This is a genomic window from Aliidiomarina quisquiliarum, from assembly GCF_023922585.1.
GTDB lineage: Bacteria > Pseudomonadota > Gammaproteobacteria > Enterobacterales > Alteromonadaceae > Aliidiomarina > Aliidiomarina quisquiliarum.
This window is the reverse complement of sequence record NZ_JAMFTN010000021.1, coordinates 1-13,156: the sequence shown is the minus strand read 5'-3', so window position 1 is coordinate 13,156 and position 13,156 is coordinate 1. Positions and strand designations below refer to the sequence as shown.

Annotated in this window: 10 protein-coding genes; 1 reads left to right on the top strand and 9 read right to left on the bottom strand. The window is 49.1% G+C overall.

All coding sequences use genetic code 11. The annotated features are described in order from the left end of the window. Positions 1 to 7 precede the first annotated feature (7 nt). Positions 8 to 1,351 (bottom strand): metalloprotease PmbA, encoded by a 1,344-nt coding sequence (gene pmbA, locus M1L23_RS08040; protein WP_252626816.1) that lies wholly within the window; start codon positions 1,349 to 1,351, stop codon positions 8 to 10. Positions 1,352 to 1,477: 126 nt separating this feature from the next. Here pmbA and yjgA point away from each other — a divergent pair, with 126 nt between their 5' ends. After that, the gene (gene yjgA, locus M1L23_RS08035) at positions 1,478 to 1,993 is read left to right on the top strand and encodes a ribosome biogenesis factor YjgA (protein WP_252626815.1); all 516 of its coding nucleotides are present in this window, start codon (positions 1,478 to 1,480) and stop codon (positions 1,991 to 1,993) included. Here yjgA and tldD read toward each other — a convergent pair. The 8 genes from tldD to M1L23_RS07995 are packed head-to-tail and all read right to left on the bottom strand — an operon-like array spanning position 1,990 to position 12,726. Further along, a complete protein-coding gene (gene tldD / locus M1L23_RS08030; protein ID WP_252627117.1) occupies positions 1,990 to 3,414 on the bottom strand; it encodes a metalloprotease TldD in 1,425 nt (474 codons plus the stop codon). The genes yjgA and tldD overlap by 4 nt on opposite strands. Positions 3,415 to 3,442: 28 nt before the next feature. Next, positions 3,443 to 4,282, bottom strand: a complete 840-nt coding sequence (locus M1L23_RS08025) for a carbon-nitrogen hydrolase family protein (RefSeq protein WP_252626814.1) — start codon at positions 4,280 to 4,282, stop codon at positions 3,443 to 3,445. Further along, complete coding sequence (locus tag M1L23_RS08020; protein ID WP_252626813.1) at positions 4,266 to 8,171, bottom strand: YhdP family protein; 3,906 nt, start codon at positions 8,169 to 8,171, stop codon at positions 4,266 to 4,268. The genes M1L23_RS08025 and M1L23_RS08020 overlap by 17 nt, the downstream gene beginning before the upstream one ends. Beyond that, positions 8,171 to 9,640, bottom strand: a complete 1,470-nt coding sequence (gene rng / locus M1L23_RS08015) for a ribonuclease G (protein ID WP_252627116.1) — start codon at positions 9,638 to 9,640, stop codon at positions 8,171 to 8,173. The genes M1L23_RS08020 and rng overlap by 1 nt, the downstream gene beginning before the upstream one ends. Further along, complete coding sequence (locus M1L23_RS08010; RefSeq protein WP_338021836.1) at positions 9,640 to 10,335, bottom strand: Maf family protein; 696 nt, start codon at positions 10,333 to 10,335, stop codon at positions 9,640 to 9,642. The genes rng and M1L23_RS08010 overlap by 1 nt, the downstream gene beginning before the upstream one ends. Then, positions 10,278 to 10,772 carry a rod shape-determining protein MreD gene (mreD, locus tag M1L23_RS08005; protein WP_252626812.1) on the bottom strand — a complete coding sequence of 165 codons (495 nt, stop codon included), beginning with the start codon at positions 10,770 to 10,772 and terminating at the stop codon, positions 10,278 to 10,280. Before mreD ends, M1L23_RS08010 begins: the two co-directional genes overlap by 58 nt. Beyond that, the gene (gene mreC / locus M1L23_RS08000; protein ID WP_252626811.1) at positions 10,762 to 11,679 is read right to left on the bottom strand and encodes a rod shape-determining protein MreC; all 918 of its coding nucleotides are present in this window, start codon (positions 11,677 to 11,679) and stop codon (positions 10,762 to 10,764) included. The genes mreD and mreC overlap by 11 nt, the downstream gene beginning before the upstream one ends. A gap of 3 nt (positions 11,680 to 11,682) precedes the next feature. Then, on the bottom strand, positions 11,683 to 12,726 hold the full coding sequence (locus M1L23_RS07995; RefSeq protein WP_252626810.1) for a rod shape-determining protein: 1,044 nt from the start codon (positions 12,724 to 12,726) through the stop codon (positions 11,683 to 11,685). Positions 12,727 to 13,156 lie beyond the last annotated feature (430 nt).

The following is a 13,156-nucleotide window of genomic DNA, read 5'->3' as shown; positions in this document are numbered from 1 at the left end:
CATACGGCTACTCGCCGGCTATTTTCATTTCTTCTAACAGTACCGAACCCGTTTGTACCCCATGGCGTAAGTCTACGTCGTTACCCACCGCCACAATCGACTTCAGCATGTCTTTTAAATTGCCGGCAATAGTTACTTCTGTAACTGGAAATTGAATTTCACCATTTTCAATCCAAAAACCACCAGCACCACGGCTATAGTCGCCGGTCACCATATTTACCCCTTGGCCCATTAGCTCCGTTACTAGCAAACCACGGCCCATACGCTTACACAGTGCGTCGAGCCCTTCATTACCATGGCTAACTAACCAGTTGTGAATACCGCCCGCATGGCCGGTTGCTGTCATGTTCATGCGCCGAGCCGCGTAGCTGGTTAACAAGTAAGTTTCTAACACACCATTGGTAACAATTTGGCGCGGAGTAGTGGCAATGCCTTCGTGGTCAAAGGCACAAGAAGCCAAGCCGCCTTTCAACAAGGGGTCTTCATAAATATTTAACCACTCCGGCAAAACTTGGTTTCCAAGCTGGTTGAGTAAATAACTGGTTTTCCGATATAAGTTACCACCGCTTATAGCGCTCACAAAGTGACCAAATAAGCCATGGGCAATGTCGCGGTGAAAAATAACCGGGGCATTGCACGTGGGCAAACGGCGCGCCCCTAAGCGCGACAAGGTACTTGCTACCGCTTCAGCTGCTACTAGCTCTGGGGCCACCAAGTCGGCAGTATTGCGCGCCAACGTGTAAGCGTAGTCTCGCTCCATGCGCTCGCCTTCTTTGGCAATAGGCATGCAGCTTAAGCTATTGCGCGAACTTAAATAATGGCCCAAAAAGCCATGCGTATTACCGTACATACGAAAACCACAATGGGTGGCATAACTAGCGCCATCGGAATTAACAATGCGTGGGTCTATATTCAGCATGGCCTGTTCGCAGCGCAACACTTGTTCGCTGGCAAACTCGGTACTTTGGTCGGCTGGGTAAAACAGCTCTAAGTCTTGGTAGCCATAGGCCATGCGATCAGCGTCGGCCAAACCCGTATAAGGGTCGGCTTCGGTAAAGCGAGCTATTTCACAGGCCTTTTCTACTGCCGCTGCCACCGCTTGGGGCGACAAGTCGGCGGTACTGGCATTACCCTTATGTTGGCCACGGTACACACTAATACCTAAACCGCCGTCTTGGTTAAATTCTACGGTTTCAATTTCATTCATGCGTGAACTAACCGACAACCCACGGCTATAACTAAGCGCACATTCAGCAGCGCTAGCACCTAACCGCTTGGCATGGGCTAAGGCTGTGCTTACGGCCTCTTCGGCGCGAGCTACTTCTTGTTCTAACTGTTCCCGACTTGTCACTGCAACAACCTCTTTACTGGCGAAGAAACACCCCCGGCAACGTTGAAACGTACCACCGCAGTGCCCTTCCTGATAAACTATAAGTAATTCATCTCTTATTGCTGTACGAATTACGGAATAAACTTTATGTCAAAAGACCAAAACAACATGCCCCACGACGATATGCGCCCTAGCAAGTCTGAGCGTAAACGCGACGCGTTAGCCATTACCGACTTAGGCAAACAACTAGTCGACATGTCGCCAAACCAACTTGCCGGCTTACCGCTTAGTAGCGAACTACTTGAAGCCCTTGCTTTAGCGCGTAAAATTCGCAATAAACACATTGGCTTTAACCGCCAAATTCAATACATTGGCAAAATTATTCGCAGCGACGACCCACAGCCAATTATCGACGCCCTTGAATTACGCCAACAGGCGCATTTACACGAACAACGTAACTTTCATGCCCTCGAGCAATGGCGCGACCGTTTAGTTCGCCAAGGCGACGACGCCATTCAAGCCCTCGTTGAAAAATGGCCCGCGGTTGATCGCCAACACCTGCGCCAGCTTATTCGCACCGCGCAAAAGCAAGCCGCTGAAAACAAACCACCTGCAGCACAGCGCGAACTGTTCAAGTATTTACGCGAAGTTTCAGGCTACTAATCTGTACCGCCAATTGTCATACCGTCAATTTTTAACGTAGGTTGGCCTACCCCTACCGGTACGCTTTGGCCGTTTTTACCACATACACCAATACCCGCGTCGAGGGCTAAGTCGTTCCCCACCATCGACACTTGCGCCATAGCTTCAGGGCCGTTACCAATTAAGGTTGCGCCTTTTAGCGGCGTGGTTATTTTACCGTTTTCAATTAAGTAAGCTTCGGAAGCGCTAAATACAAATTTCCCTGAAGTAATGTCAACTTGGCCACCGGAAAACTGTGGAGCGTAAATACCCCGTTTAACACTGCTTATAATTTCGTCGCGGTGATAGTCGCCACCTAACATATAAGTATTGGTCATGCGCGGCATTGGCAAGTGGGCATACGACTCGCGGCGGCCATTACCAGTTACCGGTACACCCATCAGCCGTGCATTCATTTTGTCTTGCATGTAGCCCACTAAACGGCCGTCTTCAATTAATACGTTATAGGCCGAAGGCGTACCTTCGTCGTCGACACTTAACGAGCCACGGCGGTTGGCCAAAGTACCATCGTCAACAATGGTACAACCCTTGGCTGCTACTTGCTCACCAATACGGCCCGAATAAGCCGAAGCCCCTTTGCGGTTAAAGTCGCCTTCCAAGCCATGCCCTACGGCTTCGTGTAACAGCACGCCTGGCCAACCGGCACCAAGCACTACAGGTAAAGTGCCCGCCGGGGCAGGCCGCGCGTCTAGCATCACAATGGCTTGGCGTACAGCTTCTTCAACAATACCAATATACCGCGGCTTTTCATTCCCTTCAGTTAGCATGAAATATTCGTAATCTACCCGGCCACCGCCACCAGAGCTACCCCGCTCGCGGCGGCCATTTTGCTCAACCAACACCGTGCAGTTTAGCCGTACTAAAGGCCGTACATCGCTGGCTAAGGTGCCGTCGGTGGCGGCAACCAGCATGTGTTCCCATACGCCGGTTAAACTTACAGACACCTCGCACACGCGCGAATCAAGCTTGCGCGCATGTTTGTCCATGCGTTGCAGTAGATCTATTTTTTTTGCTTCCGACAAGGTGGTTAACGGGTCGTCGGTTAAATACAGCGGCGTAAATTGGCTTGGCGTTAACACCTGTACTTTGCGCGCTTGGCCTGCTTCGGTAATACCTCGGGCAGCACTTACCGCGTCGTTAAGCGACTGGGCAGAAATACTGTCCGCATAAGCAAAGCCGGTTTTTTCGCCCGTTACAGCCCGAACGCCAAGGCCCGCTTCAATCGAATAACTACCACTTTTTACAATGCTGTCTTCTAACGCCCAGGCTTCGTTCACACTATGCTGTAAAAAAATATCTGCATAATCGAGCGCACCCGAATACATACCCTGTAAACCACGTTGCAAACTTTCGGTGGTTAAACCATGGGGGCTTAATAACATGTCACTTACTTGCTGCTGTATGCTGTAATCAGTTCTCAAGAAACTTTACCTCGAATCGGTTGTGCTGCCCTACCGGCATTTTTGCCCGTATGGCCTGTAATTTATGTAAGTCTAAGGCGGCTGAAATAACCCCAACACCTTCCTGTTGCTGCGCAATAATTTCGCCCCATGGGTCAACAATCATCGACTGGCCCCAAGTTTCTCGGCCATCGTTATGTTTACCCCATTGGTTGGGCGCCAGCATATATACTTGGTTTTCAATTGCTCGGGCGCGTAATAACGGCTCCCAATGGGCCGCCCCTGTTACTTTGGTAAACGCCGACGGCAAACTAATTATCTCAGCGCCTTGGCTACGCATAGCACGAAACAACTCTGGAAAGCGTAAATCGTAACACACGGCCATACCTAAACGGCCAAAAGGTGTATTAACCACCACAATTTCTTGGCCCGGAGCAGTAAAGGCCGACTCAGTATACTGTTTTGTATTGTCGGCAATGGCCGCGTCGAACAAGTGTATTTTGTTATAGCGCGCCACCTGTTCGCCTTGGTCATTAAACAATAGCGACGCCGCCCCATAACGCTGGTCGGTGGCGTTTTGGCTACGCATAGGAATGGTGCCTGCTACCACCCACACCCCATGCTTACGGGCTAAGTCGGCAATGGTGCGCTGTACGTCGCCCTTGCCTAACTCTTCCGCGTACCTACCAAGCTGCGCTTCGCCCGCGCCAAAATGCGAAAAAGCTTCAGGTATTAATACCAGTTGCGGCCGTTGTGCCGGCAAGCAAGCAAATAGCTCTGCCACAACAGCTTTGTTTGTTGCCCATAAGGCTGCAGAGGTTAGTTGCAAAACACTAATGTACGGGGTCATTGTTTTCCTCCTGCGCACTAGTAACGGGCGGCTCAAGCCTTTCTTCAATTTGTAGGCGCTCGGCTTCTGGAATTTGTACATCTTTGGCTTCACGCTGAATTTCTTTAATAACCGGGGCACTTAAGGTGCCGGTTATTTGGTACTGCAAGCGCGAAATAACCTTGGCTTCATGCAACACACGGTCAATCAGCAATGCCGCCAAACCACTTGGCGGGTTCACCATCCAGGCCAGCAATATTGGTAAACTCGACGTTACCTTTGGTGTATACGACAGCTGGTAGTTTAGCTCTTCGGTAACTAAGTTAGTGGTACCTTTTACCGTTAGGTCGCCGGCCGAACCTATCATTTCTGTATTTTGGGTGCCCACTAACCCATCGTCTATGTTCAAGGTGCCGGTAAAGCTAGAATAAAACATACCACGGGCAAAAATATCCCGGAAGTCGAGTGTTAATTTGCGCACTATGCTTTCTAAGCTAAGTACCGAAAACAAGCGTGCGCCACCGTCGCTTACGTCGCGTAAATACCCCGCACCCATCGCATATTCTATACTTCCATCAATCGAATCACGGTTAAACTCAAGCAAATTACCCGACCAGGTTAAGTCGAAGTCTAACCGAGTTTCAGAGTCTCGTACCACCGAGTCTGCACCCAACTCTTGCAGCAGTGCACTAATGTTTTTACTATTAAAACTACCTTTCACATGGCTATTTATACGCTCGTTTTGCTCGTACCAACCACCTACCAATTCTAGTCGCGTACCGGTTTTAAGTATGCGCAAATGGCGCAGCTGTTCGCCTTCAAGGCGCGGGTCTAAGCCAAAGGTAACGCGGCCAAAGTCTTTACCGTCGTAGCGGCAAATGCGGCACACAAACTCAATTGGCGGTACCTGCTTTAGCCAGTTATTGGCTGCCTGGCCCCGCTGCTGGGCCTTTGTTTCAGCTGCTATTTCTGTGTCTAGCCAAGCTACTTTGGTTAATTCTAAAAAGTCTGCCGTTACCCGTAGCGCATCGCTGTGCTCGGCATAGTCAATGGCCATTCGTGTTTGGTCGGCATTTATTTCACCAAGCCATTTACCGTCCGACAGGCCCATGTCTATACGCACCGAGTTGAATTTTTGCCCCCATACATCGGTTTGTCCGACAATGCCCTTTATGTGTTCTAGCGGCGGCACATAGCGCAAAATACTCGGGCTATTGGCTTTTAGTGCTGTCGGTAACGCACTGATTTGTTTTTGCCAGCCCGTCCATATTTCCAACCACGCGGCCATGTTTAATTGCGCAATATCTAAATTTAGCGCTAACCCTTGGTGCGGAAGCTCGCTGTCCGCTATTTGGCCTAGGCGTATGCGGGCAGTACTTAAACGCTCGTCGCCTAAACCCAAGCGGCCGTCGAACACAGCATGGTTAGCTACTCCGCTTTGAATAAACAGCTCTTTGTTATCACCATAAACATGGGTGTCCCAAAACCACATTTCACCCGGCGCTTTGCTAAAAGGAGCTGGCAATTTACTGTCTACCGAGGTTAAGTTGGTTCGCATATTCCAGTCGTAGCTAAAGCCTTCTTCTTCAAAATACATAACAAAGTCTGCAGAGCTGGTTATTTCACCCATCAAGTTTTGTAGAAATGGTGCTGTAGGAAAGGCGTCGGCAAGATGAGTTAAGGTCCAATCGCCGGCCACCGTAGCGTTTAATTGGTAACCTTCGTCTTCCATATTACTGGTTACTTGTATATCTATCGGTAGGCCCTGCCAAGAAGCGGTTGTCGGTTTGAACTTAATTGTAGACCCTCGAAACGACAACACCCCCGCTACATCATCAATTGTAGTGTTAAGGGCGGCTAAATGTATTGGTTGTTCAGGTAAGTTTACCTCGCCTTCAATTTGTATATCGGCCTCGGCAAAAAATGGTACCGACAGGCGTAATGCACCCGTTATACTTTTTCCCAACACAACTTGGTCTAACACCGAACCCACCGAGCTTTCAAGCGGGCTATGGCGAAACACCTCGCGGGCGGCTGTCGGGGTGCCGCTAACTTGGGCGCTAATATGTAACCAGCGCTGGGGCGAAAGCAATTCAGGCAGTTGTAATCGCACCCTGCTTGCTTTTACTTCGCCTAAGGTGGCATGGTCGGTATTTATATGAATCGTTTCGTTTTTGTATAAAATAGTGGCCTGCTCTGCAGCTACTGGCAACCAATCTGGCTGAAACTCAAAGTTCAGCTGCGCTAACGACGCCTGCGCTTGGAACACTCCTTCACCAGCCCGGTACGGAAAGTCAGCTAGGCTGCCCCGCCAAATCATATTTAATTCGTTTAATTCGCCTTCTTTTAAGGCGCCTTGTAAATAAGTGGCCAACTTTTCACCCAGCTGCAGGGGCAAATAGGGCAATATTTCTAGCGCCTGCATACCTCGCGACACACTGCCTGCCGACCATTCCACTCGGGTGTCTAAATTTTTTCCACCCGACAGCCGAAAGTCTTGAATCAAGTCGGCCTTGGGTAAACTAAAGCGCGCATTTGGCAACCTTAAGCTCCAACCAAATTTGTCGCGCTCCCAGTAGCCTAGCCACACCAACTCGGCTAAGTCTTGCGCTTCACTAAAGGTGTTTGGCGACGACAAGGACACCGAGCTGCCCGTAATTTCAAAACGCCCGCGATCTGCACCACTCCAAAACTCAAAGCCTAAACCAGAAATTCCAGGCACACCCCGATAAGGTTGCCAAGACAAGTCATCGGCGGCCACATAAAACTGCCATTCGCGCTGTGGCGTTAAGCGCACTTTAAAGTCGGTTACTTTGCCATAGGGTTGTAAACCTGCCGACCACTCGCGCACCTCTTCTCCTGGCGAGCCAAACAAGCTCCAAATAGGGCCAAAGTCGCGTATGTCTAATTCATTTAAGTTCCACAGATGCCCGCCTGCACTATATTCCCAAGCAACTTTGGCAATGGGCCAAGTTTGGCCGTCAATATGAACTTCTAACGGCTCTGAATTCATTAGCCAGCCTTGCTCTTGCGGCGTTAGCAACCAGGTGGTGGCATTGGTGGTAAGCGAGTGTACTTCGTCACCCCGACGCCATTCCAAATAGTTTTCGTCAAAGTGAACTTGGCCACTAATAAACTGGGCATTTTGAAAGTCAAGCCAGCCCCGCAAGTTAAACTCGGCCCGCTCAATGGTGGCGGTATTGGTTAGCTGGGTTAACCACGGCGAAACGTCTAAGCGGCTGGCTTCCACATATAAGCTACCCGTTAAAGCGTGCTCACTTTTACTGTCAAATTCAGCAATAAAGTTCAAGTGGTTGGTTGTTACGTCGGGTACACTAAAGCGCCCCGTGGCTTGGCGAGTGCCGTCGCGGTTTAGCCAGCGCAAACCTTCAATACTAATGGTACGCCGGCCGCCGTCGGGTGTGTTCAAATGCAAACGGCTATTGCGTACTTGGAAGTGTTCTAGTTGCTGTAATAATAACCGTTCAAGGGCGTCTAACAAAGGTAGTTCGCTAGTAGACTTTTGGTTTAAATACAGCTCTACAGAAATGTCGTCGAGCACAAATTCTTCAAACACAAGCTGGCGGTCAAGCAGCGACTGCCAAAAGCGCAGCACCACATGAATTTCACCCACTTCAAGTTCAAAAGGCAAGGCTTTGTCGGTTACCAAGGCAACTCGTTCTAACACTAAAGCTGGCCCGCGCTTACTCCATCTAGCATTAAGTGCGCCAATACGTACTTGCTGAGCATATTGCTGCTCAACAAACGACTCAATGTCCGTTCGGTAATGGTCTAAATAAGGCAAGGCAAAACGCGCCGCCGACAATAACAATGCCGAAGTAACCAACAGCACCGCTAGCAGTAGCCATAACTTATTAATAAGATATGCAATTGCGCGCCTAAATTTCACTACATCATCACCACGTCAAACTGCTCTTGATGGTACAAAGGCTCAATTTGAACCTTCACTTGTTTGCCTACAAACACTTCTAGCTCGGCCAAGGCGTGGGTTTCTTCATTTAGTAAGCGCTCGGCCACCGCAGCCGACGCATACACCACAAACTGTTCTGTGTCGTAAGCGCGATTTACCCGTACTATTTCACGCATTATTTCATAACACACGGTTTCAACAGTTTTCATTGAGCCGCGACCACGGCACACATGACATTCGGAAGAAAGCACATGCTCTAAACTTTCTCGGGTACGCTTGCGGGTTAGCTCTACCAAGCCCAACGAAGTAAAACCACTTACGCTAGTACGCGCCCTGTCTTTGGCTAAGGCTTGCTCTAAGCTGTGTAACACTCGGCGGCGGTGATCTTGGTTTTGCATGTCAATAAAGTCGACAATAATAATGCCGCCTAAATTACGCAACCGCAGTTGCCGGGCGATAGCCTGAGTAGCTTCAATATTGGTATTAAAAATAGTATCGGCTAAGTTTCTATGGCCTACAAAAGCGCCGGTATTAATATCAATGGTGGTCATGGCTTCTGTTTGATCAATAATCAAACTGCCGCCCGACTTCAGCGTTACATGCCTATCAAGCGCCCGTTGAATTTCATTTTCCACATCAAACAAGTCGAAAATAGGCCGTTCGCCCTCATACATTTCCACTTTGCTTACCAATTCAGGAATGAACTCGGCCACAAATTCGCTTAAGTGCTGAAACGAAAGGCGAGAGTCTACCCGCACACGCTCAACGGTTACGCCCACCATGTCGCGCAGCACTCGGGCCGCTAGGTTTAAGTCTTCATACAGCATGCCGCCCTTTGCTTTTAGCTTTCTACGCTCTTGAATTTTCGCCCAGAGGCGGCGTAAAAACTTAGCGTCTTGGGCGAGGTCTTCTTCGCTTGCACTTTCTGCTGCAGTGCGCACTATAAAACCAACGTCATTGTCGGAATAGTCGCTGGCAATGGTACGCAGCCGATCGCGCTCAGCTTCGGTTTCTATGCGCTGCGACACCCCCACATGCTCTGAACGGGGCATTAATACTAAGTACCGAGAAGGTATGCTTATTTCTGTGGTTAAGCGCGCTCCTTTCGTGCCTAGTGGGTCTTTTACCACCTGCACCATAAGGTATTGGCCTTGGCGCACCAGTTGGCCAATTTCTTTTACGGCTACGTGCTCACGCTGGCTTTCTTCGCCAGCTGGTGCTTTAGTAAAAATGTCTGAGGCATGTAAAAAAGCCGCTTTATCTAAGCCTATATCCACAAAGGCAGCCTGCATACCCGGCAATACGCGAATAACTTTGCCCACATACACATTGCCCACTAATCCTCGGCGGGCTTCACGTTCAATATGAATTTCTTGCAAAATGCCATTTTCAACAATAGCTACTCGCGTTTCGCTAGGCGTAACATTCACCAATACTTCTGCGGTCATTATTTCCTCTCGGCCAGGGTGTTCTGTGCGAATACGGGCGCGCTTTCTTGCACCATAGGGCACGCAAAACCAGCCTGCTTTAACAGCGCCTCGGTTTCGCATAAAGGTAAACCCACCACAGCACTGTAGCTGCCACTAATACTTTGTACAAAGCGCGCGGCAATACCTTGAATACCATAGCCACCGGCTTTGTCTTTTGGTTCGCCAGTTTGCCAATAGCTGTGAATGTCAGACTCGCTAAGCGGCCGAAAATTCACTTTGGTTACCACACACTCGGTAAAGGTAGCTTTAGGGCTGGTTAAACACACGGCGGTTATTACCTCGTGGCTACGCCCCGACAACAGGGTCATCATACGGTTAAAATCAGCGAAGTTGCGGGGTTTTTCCAAAATAGCAGTACCGCTTACTACAATAGTGTCGGCACCTAACACCCAGCTGTTGGCATGGCGTTGCTTTAACCTGGCTAAGCCCGCACTGGCTTTTTCTAAGGCTAAACGGTTTACATAGTGCAGCGGGGTTTCATGGGGCGCTGGTATTTCTTCAATGTCCACCGCCAACACAGCAAAGTTACTGTGTAAGCTAGCAAGTAGTTCTTTACGACGAGGTGAAGCAGAAGCCAGGGTAAGAGTAAGCGCTGTCATACCAAGTGAAACCGACGGCGAATTTTTCTCAGCAGCAAGTATAACCAAGGCCACACCAGCGCCGAACTAAGGACTGGCCAATAATAACTACTTAGCAAGGTGGCGTTGTTTAAGTAATGTTCTACGGTAAAGGCAAGAGTGCGCTCTGCCGCCACTAAAAAACCCATTAACGCCGCTTGCTGCAATAAAGAAAAGTGGCGAATACGTTGGTAGTGGCGTGCCACTGGGTAGGCCACTAGGGAATAAGCCGCCGCATGAATACCAAAGGTGGTACCTAATAACACGTCTACCGCAATGCCTAATATAAAGGCTGTGCCAATACTCACCCGGTGCGGAAAAGCCATTAGCCAATAAAACAACACCAGTATTTGCCAGTCGGGCCGCCATGCGGCTAAGCCTAGGCTCATGGGCATCAGTGCTAATACTAAGCCCAACACAAAAGTGGCTAGAATTAGCCCGCGCTGAGTCCAACTACTGTGTTCAATCATCATGTTCAACGCTCTCTTCTAGCTCTGAACTAGTTTTACTAAAGCGCTCGCGCACTGCTTGCACAGGGTTGAAAATAGGTTGTTGTTCACTACTGGCTTGCCATACCAACAGTAACATTCTTATTCGGTCTAGGTTTGCAATAGGCCGTGCCGTTACTTTTGCAAAGGTCGCGCTTATGTCTAGGTCTATACTTTTTACCACTGCCACTGGGTAGCCTTCTGGAAACACACCGCCTAACCCCGAAGAAAGCAATAAGTCGCCTACTTCTAATTCCGTTGAATGAGGCACGTGCATTACTTCCAACATGCTGGTGTCGCCCACCCCCTGTACCACCACGCGAATACCGCTGCGTTCGGAACGGGTAGGAATAGCGTGGCTTTGGTCGGAAATAAGTAAAATACGCGCGGTGGTTAAGCCCACGCTCGACACTTGCCCAACTACACCTTGGTCGTCGAGCACTGGCTGGCCAATAAACACGCCGTGGGCAGTGCCTTTATTTACTACCACTTGGTGAGAATACGAATCGGAATCTACTGCAATTACTTCGGCTACCATACGCAAACTGTCTTCCCGCGCATCTGAAGCCAGTAAATTACGTAGCCGCTCGTTTTCGCGCACTAAAAATTGGTAACGCTGCATTTCACCTTGCATGTCGAGCATGTCGTTGCGAAGTTGGCTTAGCTCTTGGCGCATTTGAAAGCGGCTACGCACGTTTTCACTTAGCCGCAGGTATATTTCTTCTGGCATGGTGGCAAGGTATTGCACTGGGCTAACAATAGAATTCAGCACCATACGGGTTGGTTGCATAACCGACAAGCGGTGGTCTAAAAGCACAAGAAAAAACGCTAGCAACAAAGCTAGCGTTAATCGAAAACGTAACGAAATAGTGCGAAGGAAAAGAGGTGTCACAGCTTAGTCTTCGCTAAACAGGTCACCGCCATGCAGGTCGATAAGCTCTAAAGCCTTACCACCACCGCGGGCCACGCTGGTTAAGGGATCATCGGCAACAATTACTGGAATACCGGTTTCTTCCATTAACAAACGGTCTATGTCGCGTAATAACGCCCCACCCCCCGTTAACACCATGCCTCGCTCGGCAATATCAGAAGCAAGTTCTGGTGGTGCTTGTTCCAAGGCAACCATAACCGCACTCACAATACCCATTAACGGCTCTTGTAATGCGTCAAGTATTTCCGCACTGGTTAAGGTAAATGAACGCGGCACACCTTCGGCTAAATTACGCCCACGCACTTCAATTTCACGTAATTCGTCGCTGGCGTAAGCAGTACCAATTTCTTGTTTAATACGTTCTGCTGTAGCTTCACCAATCAGCGAGCCATAGCGGCGGCGTACATAGCTAATAATGGCTTCGTCGAACTTGTCGCCACCAATACGCACCGACGACGAATACACCACACCGTTTAGTGAAATAATACCCACTTCCGTGGTACCACCACCAATATCAACCACCATTGAACCCGTTGGCTCTGAAACTGGTAAGTCGGCACCAATGGCAGCTGCCATCGGCTCTTCAATCAGCACCACACGGCGGGCACCGGCACCTAAGGCCGACTCGCGAATAGCACGACGTTCAACTTGCGTTGCACCATAAGGCACACACACCAGCACCATAGGGCTTGGTTTTAGTACGTTATTGGCGTGAACTTTTTTAATAAAGTGCTGTAACATTTGCTCGGTTACGTGAAAATCGGCTATTACGCCGTCTTTCATTGGCCGAATGGCTTTAATGTTACCAGGCGTACGTCCAAGCATTTGCTTCGCCGCATGACCCACAGCAGCAACACTTTTTGCCCCACCCGTACGGTCTTGTCGAATAGCAACAACCGAAGGTTCGTCGAGCACTATGCCTTTATCTTTTACATAAATAATAGTGTTGGCCGTACCGAGATCGATCGACAGGTCATTAGAAAATATGCCACGCAGCTTCTTGAACATTCTGAAGGGATCCCATAATTATTGTCTGAAAAAACCGACTAACTTTAACAAGCGCAAGGCCCGCGAGCAAGTAAGTAACGCAATTCAACTGCTATTATAAGCTATGTTTTAACTCCACAGGCAACTTTTACCTATGGTTAGGTGACTTCTCACCGCCCTTAAAGGGCGATGCTTCTTGTTTCACAGGCTGCAACTTGGTATGACCAAGAATGACGCACGCCTCCACAAGCAGTAACGGCTTGCCCAGCCGCCTTTAATGCCAAAATACCTTCTTCAAGGATGTTGAGTGCGGCATTAACATCTCGGTCATTATCTAAACTATTTTAAATTCTAAAGCTGTAAACCATTATAAACAGTGGGATTGTACTATAAATACATGTCTACATAGTAGAGTCATGCAGCTTTCCATAGACAATCTCCAATTGTTTTT

What these genes read in the sequence shown, in the direction of transcription:
- yjgA (WP_252626815.1), top strand. Translation starts at nt 1,478, where the DNA reads ATGTCAAAAGACCAAAACAACATGCCCCACGACGATATGCGCCCTAGC.
- tldD (WP_252627117.1), bottom strand. Translation starts at nt 3,414, where the DNA reads ATGTTATTAAGCCCCCATGGTTTAACCACCGAAAGTTTGCAACGTGGT.
- M1L23_RS08025 (WP_252626814.1), bottom strand. Translation starts at nt 4,282, where the DNA reads ATGACCCCGTACATTAGTGTTTTGCAACTAACCTCTGCAGCCTTATGG.
- rng (WP_252627116.1), bottom strand. Translation starts at nt 9,640, where the DNA reads ATGACCGCAGAAGTATTGGTGAATGTTACGCCTAGCGAAACGCGAGTA.
- mreD (WP_252626812.1), bottom strand. Translation starts at nt 10,772, where the DNA reads ATGATGATTGAACACAGTAGTTGGACTCAGCGCGGGCTAATTCTAGCC.
- M1L23_RS07995 (WP_252626810.1), bottom strand. Translation starts at nt 12,726, where the DNA reads ATGTTCAAGAAGCTGCGTGGCATATTTTCTAATGACCTGTCGATCGAT.